The organism is Microbacterium sp. SCN 69-37, assembly GCF_001724435.1.
In the GTDB taxonomy this organism is placed as follows: Bacteria; Actinomycetota; Actinomycetes; order Actinomycetales; family Microbacteriaceae; genus Microbacterium; species Microbacterium laevaniformans.
On sequence record NZ_MEEL01000029.1, the window covers coordinates 60,783 to 83,632 of the forward strand.

The window sequence follows — 22,850 nt, forward strand, 5'->3', positions numbered from 1 at the left end:
GCGCGGCGGCGCCCGCGGTCGCGCGGCGCCGCGGCGGTGCGGTCAGGGGCTCGCAGCCTTGGCGGCGAGCACGTGCCGCGCGGCGTCGTCCACACGCTGCGCGAACGCGGGATCGGCCACCGCCGCGGCCCCCGCCTGCGAGCGCCCGTGCAGGAAGATGCCGCCCGCGTGCCGGTCCGTGACGGCCGACATGGTCGCGGGCGTCGCCGCATCGATCTGCGCACCGACGATGAAGAGCTGTCCGACGCGCTGGCGCAGGTCGAGCCCGGCGAGCGGGTCGACGGTGGGCGTCGGGGTGGGAGTCGGGGACGGGCTCGGCGCCGACGTCGACGTCGACGGCGACGGAGACGGGCCGTAGGCGCCGCAACCGGTCAGCGCGACGGCGATGGCGGCGGCTGCCGCGGCAGCGCGCAGGGCGCGCGCGAGGGGTCGCGAACGGCGGCGGGTGAGGGATGTCACCCCGCCATCCTCCCGATTCGCGCCTCGCAACGACAGGCCTGGTGTCGCGGCCTAGACCCGGCCTACGGTGGGAGAACACCTGCACACGAAAGGGACGTCATGAGCGACGACATCCGCATCGCCCGCAACGACGACGCCGACCGCTACGAGATCCTCGTCGACGGCCGGGTCGCCGGTTTCACCGAGTACGAAGCGGATGCCGAGGGCCGCCACGTCTTCCCGCACACGGAGATCGACCCCGCCTACGGCGGACGCGGGCTCGGCACGAAGCTCGTCGCGGCGGCGATGGAGGGTGAGGCCGCACGCGGGATGAGCGTGGTGCCGGTTTGCCCCTTCGTCGTGCGATACCTGCAGAAGAACGAGGTGCCCGGCCTCGCTGTCGCGTGGCGCGAGGGTGACGTCGAGGCGGCGGCCCACGCGTCGACGGCAGAGCCGACCCCGGGCGACGAAGGAGTCGGGTCGTCCCGAGCATGACCAGGCTCGACGACGCCGCCCCCGGCCTGGCCTGACCTGCCGAATGCGACGGCCCTCGCGCACTGCTGCTCGAAGCCCGCGAGGTCCCTCTCGGAGGCGTGCGTGCAATGGAGGTGCACCGCAGTCTGCCCCAGCGCGCCCTGCCGATGGTCGGCGCCTGGTGCTTCCTCGATCGGTTCGGTCCGCAGACGGCGCGCATGCGCGTGGAACCGCACCCCCACATCGGCCTGCACACGGTGCCCTGGCCGCTCGTGGGCGAGGTGCGCCCCCTCGACGGCGGGCCGGACGCCGGCGGCGCCACGGCGACGGTCGTCGTCGGCGACTTCGCGGGCGCACGCTCGCCCGCGACGATGCACACGCCGATCGTCGGCGCCGAGATCCACGTGCCCGCAGGATCGCGCGTGCGCCTCCCGCTCGATCCGGTCAGGGAGTACGCCCTCGTCGGCGTCGCCGGAGTGCCCGAGGTGCACACGGCGCCGGATGCCGCGACCGCTCTCCCCGACCAGGGACTGCTGTACCTCGGCATCCATCGAGACGGTGTCGAGGTCAGCGCGCAGCGCGAGACGACACTGTTCCTGCTCGGCGGCGAGCCGTTCGAGTCGGACATCGTCATGTGGTGGAACTTCGTGGGCCGCTCACACGATGAGATCGTCGCCGCGCGCGAGGCTTGGGAGAGCGAAGCGGACGACACCGAGCGCGCCGACGCGCGGTTCGGGCACGTCATCGGACACGACCGTGAGCGGGTGCCGGCGCCTCCGCTTCCGGCGGTGCGACTGACTCCTCGACGCCGCACGGTCTGAGGGTTTTTCCCAGCCCGGGCTCCGCGAGCGCGCAGCTACGCTGGAGGCGTGGCCCGAAACACCGTCCTGTCGACGCGCGTCCTGCTGGTGTGCGCGGCGATCGGCGTGGCCACCGGCATCCTGGGCGGCATCGCCGGACTCGTGACGCCGATCGTCCTCTCCGTGCCCGGTCTGGCCATCGTCTACGGCCTCGTGCTCGGCGCACACGTGCTCCCCGGCATCATCGCGCAGGAGGTGCTGCGCCTGCCCCTGGTGGCTGTGCTCACGCACGTCCTGGCCGCACTCGTCGCCAGTGCCTTCGCGCCGATCTGGACCACGCGTTTCCTCGGCACGGCGCTGCTGTTCGGCGCGATCCAGGAGGGTGTGGCCGCCCTCACCCGCTACCGCGCGTGGGGTGCGTGGCGGTTCTTCATCTCCGCGGCCGTGATCGGTGTGCTCGTGGCGGTCGTGGTCTTCTTCGCCGCGCACCTGAGCGCCTACCCGCTCTGGGCCCAGATCGCCTATCTCGCCCTGTCGGTGTGCGGACCGGTGGCCTGGACGGCGATCGGACTCAGCGTCGGCGCGTCGCTGCGTCGAGCCGGAGTCGCACGGCAGATCGTTCGGCGCTGATACGGGGTTCCGGACAGGAGCTAGGTGGGAGAAGTTAGGTTCGACTAACCTGAGGGGAGACCCCCGACCGATCCTGGGACGAACCGTGACCACTGCTGAGCCTGGAGCGGATGCCGCGGTGCCCGATACCCGCGCGTCCGGTGCTCTGCTGAGCGTGCGCGATCTCGGCATCCGTCACGACGGCGCGGATGCCGAGGCTCCCGCCGGCGCCTCGTTCGTCGTCAACCGCGGCGAAGTGGTGCTGCTTCTCGGTCCGAGCGGGGCCGGGAAGTCGACGCTGGCACTCGCGCTCAACGGGCTCGTCCCCCACGCGGTGCCGGCGACCGTGCGCGGACGGGTGGAGGTCGACGGTCTCGACACCGCCGAGACCCCGGTGTCGGTGCTGAGCACGCGAGTGGGCATGGTGTTCCAGGATCCCGACGCGCAGCTGGTGACCGGAACCCTCCTCGACGAAGTGGCCTTCGGCCCCGAGAACCTGCGTCTTCCCGTGGCGGGCGTGCTGGAGCGCGCGGAGGAAGCCCTGCGCCGGGTCGGCCTGTGGGACCGGCGGCACGAGAACCCCGACCGTCTGAGCGGAGGCGGCCGCCAGCGCCTCGCGATCGCGTGCGCGCTCGCGATGGGCTCACCGCTTCTGGTGCTCGACGAGCCGACGGCGAACCTCGACCCGCAGGGCGTCGAAGAGGTCTACGCGACGCTCGGCGCGCTGGTCGCCGCCGGTGATCGCGCGATCGTGCTCGTGGAGCACAACCTCGACGCCGTCGTCGGCATCGTCGACCGGGTCGTCGTGCTCGACCGCACCGGGCGCACCGTGGCCGACGGCACGGTCGACGAGGTGCTGCGCGCCCGCGCCGCCGAGCTGCATGAGATGGGTGTCTGGCTGCCCGTCTCGACCCTCGCCGCACTGCGTCTGCGCGCCGCGGGATGGACGCTCGATCCTCTGCCGCTCGACCCGACCGAACTGCGCACCGCCCTCGACGCGGCGGACGCACCGGCCGGCTCGCCCGCGGCATCCGTCCCTTCCGCAGCCGATGTGGCGCCGGTCGCCTCCGCAGAGCCGTTGATACGTGTCCGCGGGCTGCGCACTCTGCGGGGTCGTCGCGAGATCCTGCACGGCATCGACCTGAATGTGGCGGCGGGCGAGTTCGTCGCGATCGTCGGCGCGAACGGCGCAGGAAAGACGACGCTGCTGCAGTCGATCGCCGGGGTCGTCCCGGTGGCGCGGGGGCAGGTTCTTCTGGACGGGATCGATGTCGCGCGCAGCGACCCGCGCGAGCTGTCGCGGCGGATCGGCTTCGTCTTCCAGAATCCGGAGCACCAGTTCATCGCACACACGGTGTTCGACGAACTGGCGCACGGCCTGCGGCGGCAGCGGCTCGCCGAGAACGAGGTGCGCGAGCGGGCCTTCGATGTGCTTCGCCGGTTCGACCTCGACGGCAAAGCCGACGTGCACCCCTTCCTGCTCTCCGGCGGGCAGAAGCGGCGCTTGTCGGTGGGCACCGCTCTCGTCGCCGGTGCGCCCGTGCTCGCCCTCGACGAACCCACGTTCGGTCAGGATCGGGCGCGGGCCGACGAGCTCATGGATCTGCTGGAGGGCCTGAGCGCCGACGGCACGACGATCCTCGTCGTCACCCACGACATGCAGCTGGTCACCGAACATGCGCATCGCACGATCATCATCGGCGACGGATGCGTGGTCGCGGATGCCGCGACCGCCGCGGTCTTCGCGGACGACGCCCTGGTGCGCGCGGCGGGTCTGCGTCAGCCGCCGCTGCGACGCGCATTCGCGGGGATGACACGGCATCCCTCTCTCGCCGGCGTCACGCGCCTCGCCGACCTGCCAGCTCTGGAGACGGCACCGTGAGCGCGGCGATCACCGATCCGTGGGCGACCGCCGACCGCGAGAACGCGCGTGCGCTGGAGCGCATCAATCCCCTGGCGAAGCTTGCGGCGCCGCTGCCCGCGATGGTGCTGCTGGTGTTCACCCGCGATCTCGCCACCCCGCTGGCCTTCATCGTGATCGCCTACGTCATCGTGCTCCTCGGTGCGCGACTGACCGCTCGGGTCATGCTGCTCTTGTTCGTCGCACTCCCCGCGGCGGCCGTCGTCATCGGAGCGTCGATGAGCCTCTGGACCGACCCCGCTCGCGTCGGCGGCACGGTGCTCGCGCACGTCGGCTCGTGGACCTTGACCAGCGGAGCCCTGGCGGTCGGGTTCGCGACGGGGCTGCGCCTGGCCGCGATCGTCGCGCTCGCGCTGATCGCGGGGCTGACGACCACGGGCCCCGACCTCGTGCGGGCGAGCGTGCAGCAGCTGCGCGTGCCGTACCGGGTCGGCTACACGGCGTTGGCGGCCTTCCGCTTCGTGCCGCGGTTCGGGCACGAGCTCGACGTGATCAGACAGGCGCATCGCGTGCGCGGGTCGCACGGCGGTCGCGGACCGTTCGCCGCGATCGCGCGCTGGTGGGGCTATCTCGTGCCGCTCCTCGCGGGCGCGATCCGCCACGCGGAGCGCGTCGCGCTGTCGATGGATGCCCGCGCCTTCGGCGCCCACCCCGACCGCACCGAGCGCCACGGGGTGCCGTGGCGGGCGCGCGACACCGTGTTCGTCGTCACGTTCTGGCTGGTGAGCGGCGCCATCCTGATCGCCCTCTTCCCCGGGGCTCCGCCGTCTGTCAGCTGACCGCACCGCGGAGAGCATCGGCGACCCAGCGCGCATAGCGATGCCAGGGCGGGATGCCGTCGGCGAGCGCCACCGCGTGCGCGCGGAGTTCCGGCGCGGCACGGAACCACTCGCCGCCCTCGCGGAGGTGCGCGAACTGCACATGACGCGCGCGCTCGACCGCGCGCCCGCCGGGCTCGAATGCGAGCAGCTCCTGATGCCAGATCGCGGCGAGGCGCTGGCGCGGTTCGCGACTGGTGCCGATCTTGATGCGCTCGCCCCACCGCACGTAGTAGACGACGTCGACGCGCGGGCGCGGCAGGTCGGGATCGGGGCTGTCGCCGAGGCGCCACCCGCACACCGGGCAGGTCAGGATGCCGCCGGCATCCGCCTCTGGCCGTGCGAGCCCGCACAGCACGCACTCCTCCCGCCGCGATACCCCCGCACGCTATCGCCCCCCGCCGACACCCGCGGCCCGCGAGACACCGTCTGCGCACCGAAACACCGGTTGTGGCCAGGTGTCTCGGTGCAGAACCGGTGTCTCGCGGACGAGGAGGGATGCCGCGGGAGCGCGGGCGGGCGGATCAGCGGGCGCGGGCGGATCAGCGCTTGCCGACGATCTGCCGCGACACGATGTCGCGCATGATCTCGTTCGTGCCGCCGTAGATGCGGTGGACGCGAGCGTCGAGGTAGGCGCGGGCGATGGGGTACTCGGTGATGTACCCGTAGCCTCCGTGCAGCTGCACGCCGATGTCGAGCAGCTCCGCCTCGCGATCGGTCGACCAGAACTTGACCTTCGCCGCTTCCTCGGCGGTGAGCTTCTTGTCCTTGTAGAGCATCATCGCGCGGTCGTTGTAGGTCCACATGACGTCGACCGTCGTGGCCATGTCGGCGAGAAGGAACCGCGTGTTCTGGAAGTCGGCGATCCGCTCACCGAACGCCTCCCGGCTGAGCACGTAGTCGCGCGTCCACGCGAACGCGGCCTCGCCCGCCGCGGCGGCCGCGACACCGATGGACAGCCGCTCGAGCGGCAGGTTCATCATCAGCTGGATGAAGCCCAATCCCTCCTTGCCGCCGATGAGGTTCGCCTCGGGGACGAACACGTCGGTGAAGCTGAGTTCGGCGGTGTCCCACCCGTGGAAGCCCATCTTCTCGAGCTTCTTGCTGTGGTCGAAACCCTCCATGCCGTCTTCGAGGATGAGCAGGCTGAAGGCATCCGGGCGGTTGCCCTCGCCGGTCTTCACGAACGTGACCACCATGTCGGCGGTCTTCCCCGACGAGATGAACGTCTTCGCGCCGTTGACGAGATAGCCGCCGTCGACCTTCTTCGCGGTCGTCTTGATGCCGCGCAGGTCGCTTCCGGCGCCGGGCTCCGTCATCGCGAGCGCGCCGAGGATCTCGCCCGTCGCCATGCCGGGCAGCCACTTCTCCTTCTGCTCCTGCGTCCCCATGTGCACGATGTACGGCACGGCGAGGTCGTCCTGGATGCCGAAGGCACCGGCCAGGGACCCCTGCCCGGCGCCGATGGTCTCCTCCAGGACGATCGAGCGGAATCGATAGTCCTGCAGCATGCCGGCGCCACCGAACTCCTCGGGAACGCTCAAACCGATGATGCCGGCCTCGCCGGCGGCGAGCATGGTGGCGCGGTCGATCTCGCCGTCCGCCTCCCACTGCTTGCGCTTCTCTTCGGTGGCGAAGCGCTTGAGGAACTCCTTCACGACGTCGCGGAACGCCTCGTGGTCCTCGTCGTAGATCTCGCGCTCCATGGTGCGCCCGTCCTCTCGTCCTCGAGTGTGGAATCTGCCGGATGCCGCGGGAAGGACCCCGAATGCCGATGGCATCGCATCTCAGCATCCATGGTACTGGGTTTCACCGCGAGTGCGACGAGCGGGATTCAGTAGCCGGGCGCGGCGGGAAGACCGAAGAAATCCTCGAGCGTGTGGAACCCGCCGTCGTGGTACGCCTTGGCGAGCTCGGGGCCGATGTAACGCAGATGCCAGGGCTCGGCCTCGTAGCCCGTGATGTCGGTGTAGCCGCTCTCGTAGCGCACGATGTAGCCGAACCGCCACGCATTCGCGGAGGCCCAGGCACCCTGACGCGTGCCGCCGAACGATTCGATGGCGCCGCATCCGCTGTCGCAGGCGGCGACATCGGTGGCCAGCCCCGTCTGGTGCTCACTGAAACCGGGGCGGGCGCTCTGCTGGTCCGCCGCGTCGCGGCCGAGCGAGTTCACGTAACCGTTGTACGTGCGCGTCTGAGATGCGAACGACCGGTACGCGCTGTTCAGACCGATCGCACCGACACCCTCCTGAGCGGCGGCGGCCACGAGAGCCGTCAGTGCCTCGGCGGCCGCCGGCTGCAGCCGGCCGTCGACCGTGCGCTGCATGTCGGCGGGGGCGACCAGCTCGGTGGGCTCGACATCCAGCGGGTTGAGGGGACGCCTCTTGTCGACGACGATCCAGAGCCGGTGCGGGTCGCCGAGATCGACGCAGGGTGCGGCGCCGTTGACGACAGCGCCGCGGAAGGCCGCGCCGCCCCCGAAGGCGGCGACGACGTCCTCATCCTTGCCGGCGGCGAGCGCGGTGACCACGGCGGGATCGTCGCACCGCGCCGCCGCGCCGGTCTGAGCGGGAACCGGCAGCCCCGTGGCGGGTGCCGCCGTCGCATCCGCTCCGCCGGGCAGCGCGACCGCGGCCGCCGCTGCGTTCGATGTGTCCACGGAAGCGGCGCCGCCCGGACCGCGGGCGCCGCTGAGGGAGAACGCCGAGACGGCGAAGATCGCCGCCACAGCACAGAAGGCGATCGCGAATGCCGTCCACCGCATCCGCAGCGACACCTTCGACATCCACGCTCCGCGGGCGCGCGGGGTCGCAACGGCGGCGCGTGCGGCGCGGCGACTGATCGGCTGCTCGGGGTGCGGCACCCGCCCATTCTGCCCGCCGAGCCCGTGCGGCGCCTGCACATTGCGCATTTGTCGTATCTATGTTCGACTGTACGACATGCGGTGGCGCGGACAGAGTATCGATGCGACGGATGCCGCTGCCCTGCCCGGCATGGAGCGCCTCGACGGTCTGGTCCGCACCGTCACGACCCCGGAGTTCGCGGGCATGACCTTCCACGAGGTGGCGGCGAAGTCGGCGCTGAACCATGTGCCCTCGGCATCCGCGATGCCGTTCGACTGGACGGTGAATCCGTACCGCGGCTGCAGCCACGCCTGCTCGTACTGCTTCGCGCGGGGCACCCACACCTACCTCGATCTCGACGCCGGTCGCGACTTCGACGAGCAGATCGTCGTGAAGGTCAACGTGGCCGAAGTGCTGCGACGCGAACTGGCCGCGCCGTCGTGGCAGCACGAGCCGGTCGCGCTCGGCACCAACACCGACCCGTATCAGCGGGCGGAGGGGCGCTACCGGCTCATGCCCGAGATCATCGACGCCCTCGCGGCCAGCGGCACGCCGTTCTCGGTGCTCACCAAGGGCACGCTGCTGCGGCGCGATCTTCCGCTGCTCGCGGAGGCGCGACGTCGAGTGCCCGTCCACCTCGCGATGTCGATCGCCATGCCCGACGAGCAGTTGCGGCAGACCCTCGAAGCCGGAGCACCGACGTTCCAGGCACGGCTGGACACCGTGCGGGCGGCGACCGAGGCGGGGTTCGCCGTGACCGTGTTCCTCATGCCGATCGTGCCGCACCTGACCGACTCCGTGACGGTGCTCGACGATGCGCTCGCGCGCATCGCGGCATCCGGAGCGGTTCGTGTCGTCTTCGGAGCACTGCACCTGCGTCCCGGTGCCCGGGAGTGGTTCTGGCAGTGGCTGGAGCGCGAGCACCCGGGACTCGTGCCCGCGTATCGCGGGCTCTACCCCGGCGCCACGGTCTACGCGCCCGCCGGATACCGGAAGTGGCTCGCGGCTCGCGTGCGCCCGCTGCTGCGACGGCACCGGCTCACCGGTGGTCCCGAAGACGAGGTCGAGACGCGGCCCGCACGGCCGGGCCCGGTACGGACGACCGCCCGGGCGGCGGCATCATCGGCATCATCGGCATCCGCCCCCGCGATGCTGTTCTGACCGGACGATCAGCCGATACTGCGCTTCGCGGCGTCCAAAACCAGCGGCACAATCCGCGCGGCCGGTCCGAGTGAGCCTCCTGCGAACCACGAATCTCCGACGAAGACGTAGACGGTGGACGTCAAGAACTCTCCTCCGCGGTCCTCGTAAGAGAAAGCGACCGCCCCAGGAATCCCAGGGTCGACACTGTTGTACTCGGGAGTCGACCGCAGCGAAGAGAGCAGGCTCGTCGCCGCCGAATCTGAGAGCCGATAGACACCCAACGCAACATAGGCCTCAGTTGCCAGCTCCGGCCACCACAGGCATTGCAGCTTCGCTGTCGCCTCGGTAGCCGCCGACCGCGCCTGCGGGCCCGGGATGATGCTCTCGAGCGTCGGCTCCTGGGAAGCAGCAACCCACGTCTTTCCCATCGCTGCCGATACGGCGTCGACAGTCGCGAGCGCATCGCAGGAGTTCGGGATGTTCACGACGACCGCCGACGGCGAAGTGGTCGCGGATGGTGTCGCAACGGAAGACGATGCTTGGGGTGAGACCGAGCGCGTCGGCGCGGCCGTCGTCGGCGCAGGGATCGTCGATGCCGCACAGCCACTCAGAACAACGACGGACGCGGCGAGAAGAATCACCCGGGACCAGCGGATCACCCGGTCAGCCTATCGCGGCATGGTTGCGTCCGCCGGGACGGCGGAGGGGCCGCGGCGCGAACGCCACGGCCCTCCGGAAAGCGCGACTCAGCGGTCGACGTGCGCGGCCTGACGGCCCGAGATCTCCTCGATCACGTCGTCGCCCGGGCGGGCGTCCTCGAACGGCGCGTCGATCTCGGCGCGGTCGAGCATCTCCGTCATGCGACGGCGGCGCTGGCGGGGGATGAGCGTCACGACCGTGCCGACGCGGCCCGCGCGGCCGGTGCGGCCGGAGCGGTGCAGGTAGGTCTTGTACTCGTCGGGGGCATCGGCCTGGACGACCAGGTCGATGTCGTCGACGTGGATGCCGCGGGCGGCGACATCCGTGGCGACCAGCACGCTGACCCGACCGGACGTGAGGCGCTCGAGGTTGCGCGTGCGCTTGGCCTGGTTCAGGTCGCCGTGGAGGGCGACGGCGTGGATGCCGGCATCGTCGAACTGCTCGGCGAGCATCTCAGCGTAGGCGCGGGTGCGGGCGAACACGAGGGTCTTTCCGGCGCGGTCGACGAGCGAGGTGAGGATCTCCGCCTTGTCACGGTGATCGATCACGAGCACGCGGTGGTCGATCGTGCCGGAGTCCTGGTCTTCACCGGCCACCTCGTAGACGGCCGGGTCGACGAGGAACTCATCGACGAGGGCCGCGACCTCGCGGTCGAGTGTTGCCGAGAACAGGAGCTTCTGCGCGTCGGGGTCGACGAGCCGGAGGATCCGCTGCATCGGCTCGAGGAAGCCCAGCTCGCTCATGTGATCGGCTTCGTCGAGCACGACGATTCCGACCTCGGAGAGGTCGAGCTTGCCCTGGTTCTGCAGGTCTTCGATACGTCCGGGAGTGCCGATGATGATGTCGACGCCCTTCTTCAGGGCCCCGACCTGGCGCCCGGCGGGCACGCCGCCATAGATCTGCGTCGTGAAGAGGCCGACGCTACGGGCGATCGGCTGGATGGTGCGGTCGATCTGCAGCGCGAGCTCGCGGGTCGGGGCGAGGATCAGCGCCTTCGGGCTGCGCCCGAACGCACGGCGCTTGCCGGCCTGGCTGCGCAGCACCGCCTCGACGAGTGGAGCGCCGAACGCGATGGTCTTGCCCGAGCCGGTGCGGCCGCGGGCGAGCACGTCCTTGCCCCCCAGGATCGGCGCGATCGTGGCGGCCTGGATCGGGAACGGCGCCGCGGCGCCGAGCTCGGCGAGGGTCCGCACGATGTTGTCGCCGAGGCCGAGGCTCGAGAAGCTCACGTCCGCGACCTCTTCGGCTTGCACGGCCTGCGCCTGCAGCTTCTCGTGCACGACGTCGGCGTGCTCCTCGTAGGCCTTGCGCGCCGCGGCATCCTTCGCGTCGGAGTTCCAGTCGGAACGGTTGCCGCCGGCAGTGCGGACGGGACGGTCGTCACGACGCGGACGGTCGTCACGGGCCGGACGGTCGTAACTCCTCCGATCCGCGTCCCGAGAGCCGAGAGCAGGCCGCTCGCGGCGCTCCGCGCCCGACGTGGAGGAGTTGCGGCCGCGGCCGTCGAACGAGCGAGCCGGACGGTCATCACGACGGGGGCCGTCGAACGACCGAGCCGGACGATCAGTACTCCGGAAATCGCGGCCTTCACGGGCCACACGGGCGCCATCACGACCGCCGCGCGCCGATTCTCCGGAGTTGCGAACGTAACCGCCGCGGTCATCGCGACGCGGGCGGTCATCGAACGAACGAGCCGGACGGTCGTCACGGGCCGGACGGTCGTAGCTCCTCCGATCCGCGTCCCGAGAGCCGAAAGCAGGCCGCTCGCGGCGCTCCGCGCCCGACGCGGAGGAGTTGCGGCCGCGGCCGTCGAACGAGCGAGCCGGGCGGTCATCACGACGGGGGCCGTCGAACGAACGGGCCGGACGGTCATCGCGACGCGGGCGGTCATCGCGACGCGGGCGGTCATCGAACGAACGAGCCGGACGCTCGTCGCGCGCGGGGCGGAAGCCGTCGCGGTCGTCGCGACGCGGGCGTTCGCCGTTGGCGCGCGAGCGGATGCCGCGAGCCTCGTCGCGACCGGCGCGCTCCCGCGCGCTCCAGCGCTGCTTCGGGGCGGATGCCGCGTCGGTCGCCTCGGCGGCGCGGTAGCCGCGGTGACTCGGGCTCTTGCTGCCGGGCTTACCGGCGGACGACTGGCCGGGGCGACGCTTGGCGTCTTGGTAGCTGGTCTTCGACCCGTAGCGGGGCTCGAAGTTCTGGGCGCGGCCGCCGGCCGGCTTCTTGCTCTTGGGCATGGTGTTCTTCCTGGGTTTTCTCGCGCGAGAACAGCGCCGCCGCGCAGCGAGAGCCGGGGCGACCAGGAGGTCGGACGGATCGGGGCGGCGGGCAACCCGGTGGTCCGGGGGCCATTCAACAGTGATGGTCATGCGCGTCGATCGACGCTCACCATCGGCCCCTTGGACTCACAAACCCACCCGCGCCGCAGCGCGGTGTCCAGAGCCGACCGCACCACTGTACTCGGTCCACCTGTGAGAGCGCCGGTCGCCTCCCGCGACGCCTCGTCGGCGGGCCCCTGCACTGGCGCCATGACCGCAGCCGAACCCGCCCGACTTCCGGCCGAGGCCGAGGCCGATCGCGCCCCGGCGCCGTCGTTGCGCGTCGAGGCGGAGGCCCTCCTCGCCGCGGCGATCGCCGCCGTTCTCGGCGGCGTCGTCGGGCTCATCATCGGGCCGCTCGGCGTCGGTGTGCGCCTCTGGGGCGATGCGAGCATCGCCGGCTGGGCCGCCGCCGGGGCAGGCCTGGCGGCGGCCGTCAGCTCCGCGCTCGGATACTGGCGCGCCCGCACGACCGACGGCCAGGAGTGGCGGCGCAGGATCGCGAGCTGGCGCTACGTGGTGTCGACGGCATCCGTCATCATCGCGCACGGCGCCCTCGCCATGGTCGGGACGGTCGCCCTGTTCGCGGTGCTCTCGCGGGCCTTCATCGACGTCGAGCTCACCGCGTTCTGGACGACGGTGCTGGCCGCGACGGCGACGGGGCTGTCGGGCTGGCTGAGCTACCTCTCCGCCTCACGGATGATCGTCGGCGGCCCGTGGATCGTGCGGCGGATGCCGCGCGCCTACTTCCTCGCGTCGTGGGCGTTCCTCGCCGGGCTCGTCATCTGGATCGCACTGTCCGCCACGGGCTACTTCGGGCTGATGGTCGTCGCCGATCAGCCCGATCCGCGCAGCTGACTACTTGCCTCGCAGGTCGCGGCGCGGGTGCAGCGCGGCGGCACCGGATGCCCGGGCGACGGGGTCTGCATCGGCATCCGCAGCCGCCTTGCGGCCACCGCCGTCGCTCGCGCGCCGCGCAGCCCGACGCTCGCGTGCACCCTCGACGAGGTTGTAGAGCGTCGGCAGCACGAGCAGCGTCAGCACGGTCGAGGAGACGAGTCCGCCGATCACGACGATCGCGAGGGGCTGCGAGATGAAACCGCCGTGGCCGGTGATGCCGAGCGCCATCGGCGTGAGGGCGAAGATCGTCGCCAGTGCCGTCATCAGGATCGGGCGCAGTCGTCGCGAGCCGCCCGCGACGGTCGCGTCATGGGTGCTGAGCCCCTTCTCGCGGTACTGGTTGACGAGGTCGACGAGAACGATCGCATTCGTGACGACGATGCCGATCAGCATCAGCACGCCGATCAGCGAGGCGACCCCGAGCGGCACACCGGTCGCGATCTGCAACAGGATCGCCCCGGTCGCCGCGAACGGCACCGACACCAGCAGCAAGAGCGGCTGGCGCAGCGACTTGAACGTTGCGACCATCACGATGTAGACGATGAGGATGGCGGCGAGCATCGCGAGGCCCAGCTGACCGAACGCATCGGACTGCTGCGTGACCACACCGCCGACCTTCGCGGCCGCGCCGGTCGGCAGCTCGAGCCCGGCCAATGCCGTGCGCACGCTCGCCGAGGCGGTGTTCAGGTCGTCCGTCGACGGGGTCACCGTCACCGTCGCGGTGCGCTGACCGCGCTGCGTCGTGATGGAGGTCGGGCCCTTGCTCTGCTCGACGGTCGCGACCTGATCGAGGCGGACGAGCCCGTTCGCCGAGGCGATCTGCAGTCCCTTGAGCTCGTCGATCGTCTTCGGCACCGACGACGACTGCAGGTAGACGGTGAGCGACGTGCCGTCGATCTCGACCGATCCGATCTGGCGCGGCTGCATCGTGTTCGAGACGAGTCCGCCGACGGCGACTTCCGACAGCCCCAGCTGCGCGGCCTTGGCGCGGTCGACCGTGACGGCGACGAAGGGGAGGGATGCCGAGAGGTTCGAGGTGACCTGGCCGATGCCGTTCTTGCCCTGCAGACCGGTGACGACCGCGTCGGTCGCGGTCTGCAGCGCGTCGGCCGACGGCGCCGTCACGTCGACCTCCACGTTGCTGGAGCCGAAGCCGCCCTGGCCGGACGAGACGGCGACGGTGCCGACATCGGTGAGATCGGCGAGCGCCTGCTCCACGTCATTGCGCACGGTCACCTGATCGGCCGACGTGTCGGTGGTCACCGAGTAGGTGATGCCGGTGCTGCCGCCGCGGAACGCATCGCGCACGGCCGAACCGCTCGATCCGATCGAGGTCTGCACCGTGGTGATGCCGGCCACGCCCTTCAGCGCGGTCTCGACCTTCTTCGCGGCGGCATCCTCGGCGTCGAGGCTGGGGGCCTGTCCGACCTGCTGGGTGATGGTGAACGTGTTCTGTCCGCTGTCGCCGAGGAAGTTCGTCTTCATGAACGGCGCCGCGGCGATCGTGCCGCCGAGCACCAGGACGGCGACCAGCAGCGTCACCCACGAGTGCTTCAGCGTCCAGCCGAGGATCGGCAGGTAGGCACGCTGCAGGCGCGAGGGCGGCGCCGCGGGGTCTTCCGGGTCGATCTGGTTGCCCTCGGCGTCGCGCACCGGCTTGCCCGGTCGCAGGAACCAGTACGCGAGCACGGGAACGATCGTCAGCGCCACGAACAGCGACGCCGCCATCGCGATCGTCACCGTCATCGCGAACGGCCGGAACAGCTCGCCGGTCACGTCGCCCACGAACGCGATCGGCAGGAACACCGCGACGGTGGTGATCGTCGAGGCCGTGATCGCGGCGGCGACCTCACGGACGGCGAGCAGGATCGACGAGAGCTTGTCGGCGCCTTCGACGTAGTGGCGTTTGATGTTCTCGATGACCACGATGGAGTCGTCGACGACGCGGCCGATCGCGATCGTGAGGGCGCCCAGCGTCAAGATGTTCAGCGAGTAGCCGAAGGCCTGGATGCCGACGAACGTGATGAGGACGCTCGTCGGGATGGAGATCGCGGTCACGAGCGTCGAGCGCACCGACAGCAGGAAGACGAGGATCACGAGCACCGCGAAGACGAGGCCCAGCAGACCCTCCTGTGCCAGCGACTCGATCGACTGCTCGATGTAGGGCGCCTGGTCGAAGACGACGCTGAAGTGGGCATCGCCGCCGATGTCGCTCTGCAGCTTCGGCAGGAGGGCGGTGACGGCGCGGCTGACGTCGACGGTGTTGGCGGAGGGGAGCTTCGTGATGGAGACGGTGAGCGCGGGCTCGCCGTCCACGCGCGAGATCGAGGTCACGGGGTCCTGCGCGAGCGCCACGGTGGCCACGTCGCCGATCTTCAGGGGACCGTTCTTGGCCGCCCCTTCGAACTGGGCCGCCGAGGTGGGCACGAGCGGCAGGGCCGAGATCTGATCGACCGAGGTGAGCTTGCTGCCGGTTTGCACCGTGAGGGTCTGGTCACCCTCGGTGACCGTGCCGCCGGGAAAGAGCACACCGTTCTGCTTGAGGGCGTCGGTGAGTGCGTTCTGGGTGAAGCCGGCGGCGGCGAGCTTCGCCTGGTCCGGGGTGATCGTGACCCGCTGGCCCTGGCCGCCGACGATCGTGGCGGCGCTGACGCCCTTGACGTCTTCGAGATCGGGGATCGTGCTGGCCTGCAGCTGCGCCTGGATCGTCTTCTCGTCGCCGTAGCCGGTGACGGCGAGCGCGATGACGGGCAGGTCGTCGATCGAGAAGGAGACCACGTTGGGTTCGACACCGGTGGGCAGCGTCGACTTGATGCGGTTGATCGCCTGCAGGATCTTCTGCTCCGCGGTCGCCAGGTCGGTGCCGTAGGTGAAGGACGCCTGGATGATCGAGGCGTTCGTCGTGCTCGTCGCCGTGGTCGACTCGAGGCCGGGAATGCCCTGGATCGCCGACTCGATGGGCGTCGACACGTCGTTGTTGACCACATCGGGCGACGCACCGGGATACGTCGACAGGATCGACAGCTGCGGGAACTCGACCGAGGGGATGAGCTCCTGCTTGAGGCTCGTGAGGGCGAGGCCGCCGAAGATCGCCGCGACGATCGTGATCAGGGCGATCAGCGCCCGGTTCTTCAGGCTCAGGACGGCGAGATGCGACACAGAAGACCCTTGCTCTCGGACGGGCACGGACGAAGCGTTCGATACACGCGTGTATCCGCCTCATTCTCGCACGCGGACCGGCGGCGGGCGGCGGCGGGAGCCGGGGGATAACCCGACAATCCGAACGGGCGGCACCACGGGTGCCGCCGCTCAGCGGGCGCTCAGCGCGGGAAGAGCTCGCCGATGACCAGGCCGGCAGCGGCGGCGATGAGGGCGAGCACGAGCGTGCCGACGAGGTTGACCCACGCCCAGTCCCGGCGACCGCGCTCGGCCAGCAGAGCCGTCTCGGTGGACACGGTGCTGAACGTCGTGAAGCCGCCCAGCACGCCCACTCCGAGAATGCTCACCCACGCCGGCGAGATGTTCGGTCCGAGACCGGTGACCAGGCCCAGCAGGAAAGACCCGAGGACGTTCACGAGAAGGATGCCGAGCGGAAACGTGCCGGATCGCCCGCGCATGATCGCGGCATCCATCACATAACGCGCACCGGCGCCGAGCCCGCCGCCGACGACGAGCGCTGCCATCTCGAAGAGGTTCACTCGGCATCCTCCGGCTGTTCGATCCCGCCCGGCCGACCGGCGATGCGTCGTCCGAGGGTAAGTCCGACGACGGCCGCGAAGACGCCGCCGAACACAGAGACCACGACGAGGATGATGCCGATGTAGGGCGACGCGCTCGAGGTCGAGAGGGTCTGCACGGCGAACGCGCTGTACGTCGTGAAGCCGCCCATGACTCCCGTGCCGAGGAAGAGGCGGGCGCGCGGGTGCCGGTCGGCGAGCCAGCCGACGATGACGCCGAGCAGCAGCGAACCCACGAGGTTGATGACGAGCGTGACGACCGGCACGACGAGCGGATGCGGGTTCGCAGCTCCCAGGGGCACCACCACGACAGCGCGGATCGCGACGCCGATCATTCCGCCGAGGATCACCAGCGCGAGGGCGACCGGCGAGAACCAGCGAGGAGGCGTCACGTCCGCAGACTAGCGTCGCTTCACGGACCCAGCAGCGCACGGATCGCCGATTCCGGCGAAACCGTCGTGTCCAGCAGTTCACCGCGTCGATACCGCGCGAACACGCGGGGATCGATGTACGAGCTCTTGGCCACCGTCGGCGTGTTGCCGAGGGCCGCGGCCGCCGCTTTGACGGCCAGGATCTCGGCACGTTTGCGGTCGCTCTTGGTGGCGGTGATCCCGATGCGCGCGAGAGCGTCGGCCGCGAGGATGGTGCCGCGCAGCGTGCGGAAATCCTTCGCGGTGAAGCTGCCGCCGGTCATCGTCCGGACGTACACGTTCACGTCCTTCGGCGTGAGCGGCACCCGACGCCGTCCGCGCACGTACGCCAGGAGCGGCGCGGCCGGTCGACCCGCGGCGAGCAGATCGACGACGGTGGCGAGATCCGCGTCGTCGATCTCGAGACTCTGCCGCTTGCCGCTCTTGCCCGGAAAGCGCAGGCTCGTGACGGTGCCGCTGACGGCGGCATCCCTCCGCTGCAGCGTCGTGAGACCGCGGCTGCCGTGCGCCGTGAAGTAGCGCTCGCTGCCCACGCGCGGCGCGGCCTGGTCGAGCAGGCGAAACGCGGTCGCGAGCACTCGCTCGCGGTCGAGGTCGTCGCGGCGCAGCGACGCGGTGATGCGTCCGCGGGCGCGCGGCAGGCACTCGGCGAGCTGCAGCGCCCGCGCGTACTTGCCCTTGTCGCGGGTGGTCGACCAGCCCGGGTGGTAGAGGTACTGCATCCGTCCGGCCTCATCCACGCCGGTGGCCTGGATGTGGCCGTTCGCGGCGGCGCAGATCCACACGTCGTTCCACGCCGGGGGGATGACGAGCGCGGCCACGCGTTCGCGCTCCGCGGCAGGGAGGGCGGCGCCGTCGGCATCCACGTAGCGGAATCCCGAACCGGAGCGCAGGCGCCGGTAGCCGAGGTCGCGTCCGGGGCGGACGCGGCGCAGGCGCGGCACGTCAGGAGTCTCGAAGCATGTCGATGAGCTGCGCCTTGCGCGCACCGGAGTACCCGCGGATGCCGAGTTCCTTCGCGCGAGCGCGCAACTCGGCCACCGTCCAGTCCTCGTACGAGCCGGACTCGCCACCCCGTCGGCCGACGGCCTTCCGGCCGTCCCGCGCGGCGGCGTTGGAGATGCGCGCCGCTTTCTGCTTCGATGCGCCGTCCTTTCGCAGCTCCTCGTAGAGCTCGGGATCCTTCAGCGAAGGAGGTGTGCTGTTCTGTGGCATATACCCGCCCTACCGCAGGTGCGAAGGCCGCGGCAAGGGGGGTGCGTCCCCCGCGGAACGGGACTAGTTTCAGGGGGTCATGGAGTCCCCCGAGAATGGAGCAATCACATGAATCTCGCTCTGATCATCATCATCGTCGTCGCGATCGTGCTCGCCATCGTCGGCGGCATGAACGCCGCCCTGAACTGGCTGCTGTGGGTCGCCCTGATCGTCGCCGTGATCGCGATCATCGCGTTCCTGCTGCGACTCGTTCGCGGCGGTCGCGCGTAGCGCCGTCGCACAACCGGACAACGCGCCGGCTCACCTCACGGTGGGCTGGCGCGTCTGCGTTGCGGACCACGAGTCGCTCGCGTCGTCCGTCCCTTGTTGTCGGTGATGCTGCCCGTCAGCGTCAACAAGGGACGGACGAACCAACCGATCGGACGAACGCGCTGGCAAGTCGAGATATATCGTGTTACTCTCGCATCAACGCGATATATCTCGAATCGCCTCACATCAGGAGAAAACGATGACTCTGGAGAAGTGGCTCATCAAGCCGGGCGAGACCCGGGTGATCGACCTCGAAGACATCCGCAAGCTGAAGGTGGGCCTCGTCGGCGGCCAGATCGACGTCGTCGCGCACGATGAGCCCGGCGTGCGCATCGAAGTGCATGCCGTCACCATCAAGGACCTCCGCATCGAGGCCTCCGGCGACGTGGTGGAGATCGATCACCCGCAACTGCGCTGGGACAACTTCCTCGAGGTGTTCCGCAACTTCGGCTCCGGCGGCCCCAAGGCGGAGATCAGCGTCGCGGTCCCCCGCGGCATCCTGCTGACCCTCGGCGTCGTCTCCGCGAGCGCGCTCGTGTCGGGCCTCGCCTCGGGCGCGCGCCTGAACACCGTCTCCGGCGACATCATCGTCGACGGCCTCACCGGCGACCTGTCGGTCAACGCCGTCTCGGGCGACGTGCAGATCCGCGGCCTCGACGGCGCACTCAGCGCCAACTCGGTGTCCGGTGATGTGGCGGCCACCGGCAGCATCCGCAAGGCGACGATCGACACCGTCTCGGGCGGCATGCTCGTCGACTCGACCGATCGGGTCGACCTGGTCAGCCTCAACACCGTGTCGGGCGACGCGACCGTGCGTCTCGACGAGGGCCACCCGGCCAACTTCGTGCTGCGCAGCGTCAGCGGGCGGCTCATGGTCGACGGCGTCAAGCGCTCGAGCTCTGGGCCCTCGAACTACGTCGACTCCGTCGGGGAGCTCAGCGGCAGCTTCGCCGACGTGCGCGCCAATTCGGTCTCGGGCGACGTCACGGTGCTGCGCCGCTCGCCGGCCGCTCCGGATGCCGCGGCATCCGCGACCGCCGAGGAGAACTGAGCATGCCTCCCGTCTTCTCGCACGGCGATCTGCGCCTCTACCTGCTGAACCTGCTCGACGAGTCGCCGCGCCACGGTTACGACTTGATGCAGGCGTTGTCAGATCGCACCGGCGGAACCTATACGCCCAGCGCCGGCACCATCTATCCGCGGCTGTCGAAGCTCGAGGAGGAGGGCCTGGTCACCAAGACCGTGGACGGCCGCAAGACCGTCTACGCGATCACCGAGGCGGGGCGCGCCGAGGTGGCCGCTCGCGCCCACGAGCTCGAGGGGATCGAGGCGGGGCTTGCCGACAGCGTGCGGCTGATCGCCGACGAGGTCCGCGGCAGCGTCCGCGAGGCGATGAAGAGCCTCCGCGCCGATCTCGCCGCTTCGGCGCAGTCGGAACGAGACAACGCCGACCGTGACCGCACCGGCGCACGCGCCTCGGCATCCGCGTCGGGGGGGGACGAGGCGCGGCAGTCGTCGCGAGAGCAGATGAGACGCGCCGAGGCGATCGTCGCCGAGTTCCGCGCGACCGTGCGGGCCGACCTGCGCACGCATCTGGCCCACGGCGGACAACTCGCGGCCGACGTCGTCGACGACCTGTCGCGCGCGCTGGACGACACCCTGGCCGCCCTGACCCGCGCACTCCGCTGACGCACGGGCCCGTCCGCTCTCGCCTTCTCCGCCGAGCCGCTATCTTTCCGCCGAGCCGCCACGTTCCGGCGCGTCAAAGGATGGCGGCTCGGCGAGTTCGTAGCGGCTCGCGGGGGGGGGCGGGATGCTGAACCAGGTTCAGCATGAGCGTGACTGGCGGTGGGCGAGACGAGCGGCGACCGACCCCGTGAAGAACTCGCGCACCGACTCGCCGAACCCGCGACGGCGCGTGCCGACGACGATCAGGCGCGCCTGCGCCTTCTCGGAGAGGTGCTTGATCGCCAGAGCCGGGTCGCCGACGAGCTGGGTGACGCTCCAGTCGACGCCCGAGGCGTCGAGGACGGATGCCGCGGCGCTGGTGACCGCACTCAGTTGCGCCTCCCCGATGGCGAGGTCGATGTCGATCGGCGCGGTGTGCATGTAGCCGTCGGGGTCCTCGTACGTGACGAAGCGTGTGACGTCGACGTGCGCGACGATCAGCGGTGCCGAGAACAGCTTCGCGTAGCGGGCGGCTTCCTTCAGGACGCGCGTCGGCTGATCGGGAATCGCGCCCACGATCACCGCTCGCTGAGGAACCGCGCTCTCGTCTGTCTCGGCCATGCGACACTCCCCGTCCTCCCCCGCACCGCGAGGCGCCGGGGGCACCGTGTTATTCTGAATGCTACTCTTCCCGGCAGGAAGCCGGATCGTCAATCGCATCGTGAATGCGCCGGACGAAATGCGGGAAACCCGCATCGTCCGTGACTCAGAAATGAGGGGGTCTCGCATGGGGCGTGGCCGTCAGAAAGCGAAGCACACCAAAATCGCTCGCGAGCTGAAGTACGACACCTATAACGTGAACTACTCCGCGCTCGAAAAGGAGCTCGGACACCACGAGGAAGACCCGTACGTCGACAAGTGGGCCGATCAGTATGCCGACGACGAGGACGAGCTGGAGACAGCCTGACGCGTCGGGAGTCGCTCGCGCGCTGAGAGGCGCTCACCACGTTCCGTGACGGTGTTCCCACTCGTCCTCGATCGTGCGCGGTCTCGTCACGATCAGGCCGGTGGGGATCGTCGCGAGAAACAGCAGGCCGAAGACGATGAGCACCGGTTGCCACTGTCCGGTCAGCTCGTGGACGACGGCGAACATGAGCGGGAACAGCGCGGCGATGCCGTAGCCGACGCTCTGCGCGAAGCCGCTGAGCGCGACGGAGCCCTCGTGCGTGCGCGAGCGCAGCTGGATGAGCACCAGTACCGCCGGGAACAACGCCTGAGGGGTACCGAGCAGCACGACCCAGAGGATCGTGGCCGCGGCGGGCGCGATCAGCATTCCGGCCACCCCCGTCAGCCCCGCGATCAGAGCGGCGGCGTACACGACGCCGACCCGACGCCACCGGGTGATCAGGATCGGCACGATGATCGACCACGGCAAGCCCATCGCACCGAACAGTGACAGCAGCGCGCCGGCCTCGGCGTGCGAGACGCCGGCGATGTCGACGAGAACGACCGGCAGCCAGGCGAAGCACGCGTAGACGCTCGCCGCGGAGATGCCGAAGGTCCCGGCCAGCGCCCACGCGAGCGCCAGCCGAGGCAGACGTCCCAACACCCCGGGCGCGGGGGCGTCGAGATCCACGGTGACGGGCGCCTGCGCGCGGGCGACGTTCGCGCGCGCCACCAGCGTCACCCAGGGCACGACCGCCAGAAGCGCGAGGATCGCCCACATGCCCAGCGAGAACCGCCAGCCCGCGGCATCCGCGACCGGCACCGCCACCAGCGGCGGCACGAACGCGGCCATCGCGAGAAGAGCGGAGTACAGCGCGGTCATCGTGCCCACGCGATCGGGGAAGTACGTCTTGATCAGCGGCGGCAGGACGACGTTGCCCACGCCCACGGCGGCGAACAGAACCGTCGTCGCCAGCAGCAGCGTGGCCGCATCCCCCGCGAGGGAACGCGCGATGAGGGCGGAGGTGACGATGAGCATGGATGCCGCCGCCAGCCGTTCCAGCCCGAACCGGCGCTCGAGGATCGGGGTCACGATGCCGAAGACGGCGAAGCAGACCGGTGGCGCGGTGCCGATGAGACCGGCCACCCATGTCGGCACGGCGAAGTCGGCCTGCACCTCCGAGATGATCGGCGACAGCGCGGCGACGGCCGAACGCAGGGAGAACGCGACGAGCACGACGCCGACGAGCGCGAGGAGCCGGCCCCGCCGGAGGGAGCGGGGGCGGGGATCGGTCACCCGATCCACCCTAGGGCGCGGGGCGCAGCACGTTTCGACTCGCTCCGCTCGCTCAACGACCGGGGCCAGCACCACCGCCGCTCAACGATCGGGGGCAGCGCCACCGCTCGTTGAGCGAGGCGCACGGCGCCGAGTCGAAACGCCGCGCGCGGCCGACGGTCAGTACCGGCCGGAGAGGGCTCGGGCGAGCCTTCCGACGACGTCCGCCACGGCACCGAGCGCCTTCGTGAGGCCGCGGGCCAGTCTCTGAGCACGAGTCGCGGGTTCACCGGATCGGTTGTTCAT

General features: G+C 70.5%; 25 protein-coding genes. 12 read left to right on the forward strand and 13 right to left on the reverse strand.

The features are described from left to right. Positions 1-42: 42 nt before the first annotated feature. A complete protein-coding gene (locus tag ABS64_RS08625) occupies positions 43-459 on the reverse strand; it encodes a hypothetical protein (protein WP_292682804.1) in 417 nt (138 codons plus the stop codon). Positions 460-558: 99 nt separating this feature from the next. On the opposite strand from ABS64_RS08625, the gene ABS64_RS08630 reads away from it, so the two are divergent. The 5 genes from ABS64_RS08630 to ABS64_RS08650 all read left to right on the forward strand — a co-directional run bounded on the left by ABS64_RS08630 (position 559) and on the right by ABS64_RS08650 (position 5,021). Beyond that, positions 559-933, forward strand: coding sequence for a GNAT family N-acetyltransferase (locus ABS64_RS08630; RefSeq protein WP_036289690.1), 375 nt, complete (start codon positions 559-561; stop codon positions 931-933). A 62-nt stretch (positions 934-995) separates the two neighbouring features. Beyond that, positions 996-1,733, forward strand: a complete 738-nt coding sequence (locus ABS64_RS08635; RefSeq protein ID WP_331280313.1) for a pirin-like C-terminal cupin domain-containing protein — start codon at positions 996-998, stop codon at positions 1,731-1,733. 48 nt (positions 1,734-1,781) lie between these two features. Continuing rightward, positions 1,782-2,342 carry an ECF transporter S component gene (locus ABS64_RS08640; RefSeq protein ID WP_061681079.1) on the forward strand — a complete coding sequence of 187 codons (561 nt, stop codon included), beginning with the start codon at positions 1,782-1,784 and terminating at the stop codon, positions 2,340-2,342. A gap of 85 nt (positions 2,343-2,427) precedes the next feature. Further along, positions 2,428-4,203, forward strand: coding sequence for an ABC transporter ATP-binding protein (locus ABS64_RS08645; RefSeq protein ID WP_292682810.1), 1,776 nt, complete (start codon positions 2,428-2,430; stop codon positions 4,201-4,203). Continuing rightward, positions 4,200-5,021, forward strand: coding sequence for an energy-coupling factor transporter transmembrane component T (locus ABS64_RS08650; protein ID WP_292682812.1), 822 nt, complete (start codon positions 4,200-4,202; stop codon positions 5,019-5,021). Before ABS64_RS08645 ends, ABS64_RS08650 begins: the two co-directional genes overlap by 4 nt. Here the strand turns inward: ABS64_RS08650 and ABS64_RS08655 are convergent. The 3 genes from ABS64_RS08655 to ABS64_RS08665 all read right to left on the reverse strand — a co-directional run bounded on the left by ABS64_RS08655 (position 5,014) and on the right by ABS64_RS08665 (position 7,971). Continuing rightward, entirely contained in the window at positions 5,014-5,418 is a 405-nt protein-coding gene (locus ABS64_RS08655; protein WP_292682814.1) for a GIY-YIG nuclease family protein, read from the reverse strand. The two genes, ABS64_RS08650 and ABS64_RS08655, sit on opposite strands and share 8 nt — an antisense overlap. 184 nt (positions 5,419-5,602) lie before the next feature. After that, positions 5,603-6,766, reverse strand: a complete 1,164-nt coding sequence (locus tag ABS64_RS08660; protein WP_204948143.1) for an acyl-CoA dehydrogenase family protein — start codon at positions 6,764-6,766, stop codon at positions 5,603-5,605. A gap of 128 nt (positions 6,767-6,894) precedes the next feature. Beyond that, entirely contained in the window at positions 6,895-7,971 is a 1,077-nt protein-coding gene (locus ABS64_RS08665) for a M15 family metallopeptidase (protein ID WP_292682817.1), read from the reverse strand. Between the two features lie 28 nt (positions 7,972-7,999). Between ABS64_RS08665 and ABS64_RS08670 the strand changes: the two genes are divergently transcribed. Beyond that, the gene (locus tag ABS64_RS08670) at positions 8,000-9,064 is read left to right on the forward strand and encodes an Rv2578c family radical SAM protein (protein WP_292682819.1); all 1,065 of its coding nucleotides are present in this window, start codon (positions 8,000-8,002) and stop codon (positions 9,062-9,064) included. Between the two features lie 8 nt (positions 9,065-9,072). Here the strand turns inward: ABS64_RS08670 and ABS64_RS08675 are convergent, their stop codons facing one another. Further along, positions 9,073-9,531 carry a hypothetical protein gene (locus ABS64_RS08675; RefSeq protein WP_292682821.1) on the reverse strand — a complete coding sequence of 153 codons (459 nt, stop codon included), beginning with the start codon at positions 9,529-9,531 and terminating at the stop codon, positions 9,073-9,075. Between ABS64_RS08675 and ABS64_RS08680 the strand changes: the two genes are divergently transcribed. Further along, positions 9,524-9,817, forward strand: coding sequence for a hypothetical protein (locus ABS64_RS08680; protein WP_292682824.1), 294 nt, complete (start codon positions 9,524-9,526; stop codon positions 9,815-9,817). The genes ABS64_RS08675 and ABS64_RS08680 overlap by 8 nt on opposite strands. On the opposite strand, the gene ABS64_RS08685 is transcribed toward ABS64_RS08680, so the two are convergent. Continuing rightward, entirely contained in the window at positions 9,793-11,982 is a 2,190-nt protein-coding gene (locus tag ABS64_RS08685) for a DEAD/DEAH box helicase (protein ID WP_292682826.1), read from the reverse strand. The genes ABS64_RS08680 and ABS64_RS08685 overlap by 25 nt on opposite strands. 291 nt (positions 11,983-12,273) lie before the next feature. Here ABS64_RS08685 and ABS64_RS08690 point away from each other — a divergent pair, with 291 nt between their 5' ends. After that, positions 12,274-12,921, forward strand: a complete 648-nt coding sequence (locus tag ABS64_RS08690; RefSeq protein ID WP_292682828.1) for a hypothetical protein — start codon at positions 12,274-12,276, stop codon at positions 12,919-12,921. On the opposite strand, the gene ABS64_RS08695 is transcribed toward ABS64_RS08690, so the two are convergent. The 5 genes from ABS64_RS08695 to ABS64_RS08715 form a co-directional block, all read right to left on the reverse strand. Further along, on the reverse strand, positions 12,922-16,122 hold the full coding sequence (locus ABS64_RS08695; RefSeq protein ID WP_292682830.1) for an efflux RND transporter permease subunit: 3,201 nt from the start codon (positions 16,120-16,122) through the stop codon (positions 12,922-12,924). It abuts the gene before it with no gap. Between the two features lie 161 nt (positions 16,123-16,283). Next, the gene (crcB, locus tag ABS64_RS08700; protein ID WP_292682833.1) at positions 16,284-16,661 is read right to left on the reverse strand and encodes a fluoride efflux transporter CrcB; all 378 of its coding nucleotides are present in this window, start codon (positions 16,659-16,661) and stop codon (positions 16,284-16,286) included. Next, the gene (locus ABS64_RS08705) at positions 16,658-17,092 is read right to left on the reverse strand and encodes a CrcB family protein (protein ID WP_292682836.1); all 435 of its coding nucleotides are present in this window, start codon (positions 17,090-17,092) and stop codon (positions 16,658-16,660) included. The genes crcB and ABS64_RS08705 overlap by 4 nt, the downstream gene beginning before the upstream one ends. A gap of 20 nt (positions 17,093-17,112) precedes the next feature. Next, positions 17,113-18,075, reverse strand: a complete 963-nt coding sequence (locus tag ABS64_RS08710; protein ID WP_061681102.1) for a DNA topoisomerase IB — start codon at positions 18,073-18,075, stop codon at positions 17,113-17,115. 1 nt (position 18,076) lies between these two features. Next, entirely contained in the window at positions 18,077-18,346 is a 270-nt protein-coding gene (locus tag ABS64_RS08715; protein ID WP_036319185.1) for a Rho termination factor N-terminal domain-containing protein, read from the reverse strand. 108 nt (positions 18,347-18,454) lie between these two features. On the opposite strand from ABS64_RS08715, the gene ABS64_RS08720 reads away from it, so the two are divergent. From ABS64_RS08720 to ABS64_RS08730, 3 genes are all read left to right on the forward strand, one after another. Then, positions 18,455-18,616 (forward strand): hypothetical protein, encoded by a 162-nt coding sequence (locus ABS64_RS08720; RefSeq protein WP_005054418.1) that lies wholly within the window; start codon positions 18,455-18,457, stop codon positions 18,614-18,616. Between the two features lie 238 nt (positions 18,617-18,854). Beyond that, on the forward strand, positions 18,855-19,706 hold the full coding sequence (locus ABS64_RS08725) for a DUF4097 family beta strand repeat-containing protein (protein ID WP_061681104.1): 852 nt from the start codon (positions 18,855-18,857) through the stop codon (positions 19,704-19,706). A gap of 2 nt (positions 19,707-19,708) precedes the next feature. Continuing rightward, a complete protein-coding gene (locus ABS64_RS08730) occupies positions 19,709-20,344 on the forward strand; it encodes a PadR family transcriptional regulator (protein WP_288121205.1) in 636 nt (211 codons plus the stop codon). A 138-nt stretch (positions 20,345-20,482) separates the two neighbouring features. Here the strand turns inward: ABS64_RS08730 and ABS64_RS08735 are convergent, their stop codons facing one another. After that, positions 20,483-20,944: a universal stress protein gene (locus tag ABS64_RS08735; protein WP_292682848.1), complete on the reverse strand. Its 462-nt coding sequence runs from the start codon at positions 20,942-20,944 to the stop codon at positions 20,483-20,485. Between the two features lie 166 nt (positions 20,945-21,110). Between ABS64_RS08735 and ABS64_RS08740 the strand changes: the two genes are divergently transcribed. Beyond that, on the forward strand, positions 21,111-21,290 hold the full coding sequence (locus tag ABS64_RS08740) for a DUF3073 domain-containing protein (RefSeq protein ID WP_005054410.1): 180 nt from the start codon (positions 21,111-21,113) through the stop codon (positions 21,288-21,290). 33 nt (positions 21,291-21,323) lie between these two features. Here ABS64_RS08740 and ABS64_RS08745 read toward each other — a convergent pair whose 3' ends face one another. Next, complete coding sequence (locus ABS64_RS08745) at positions 21,324-22,565, reverse strand: MFS transporter (protein WP_292682853.1); 1,242 nt, start codon at positions 22,563-22,565, stop codon at positions 21,324-21,326. Positions 22,566-22,850: the final 285 nt, after the last annotated feature.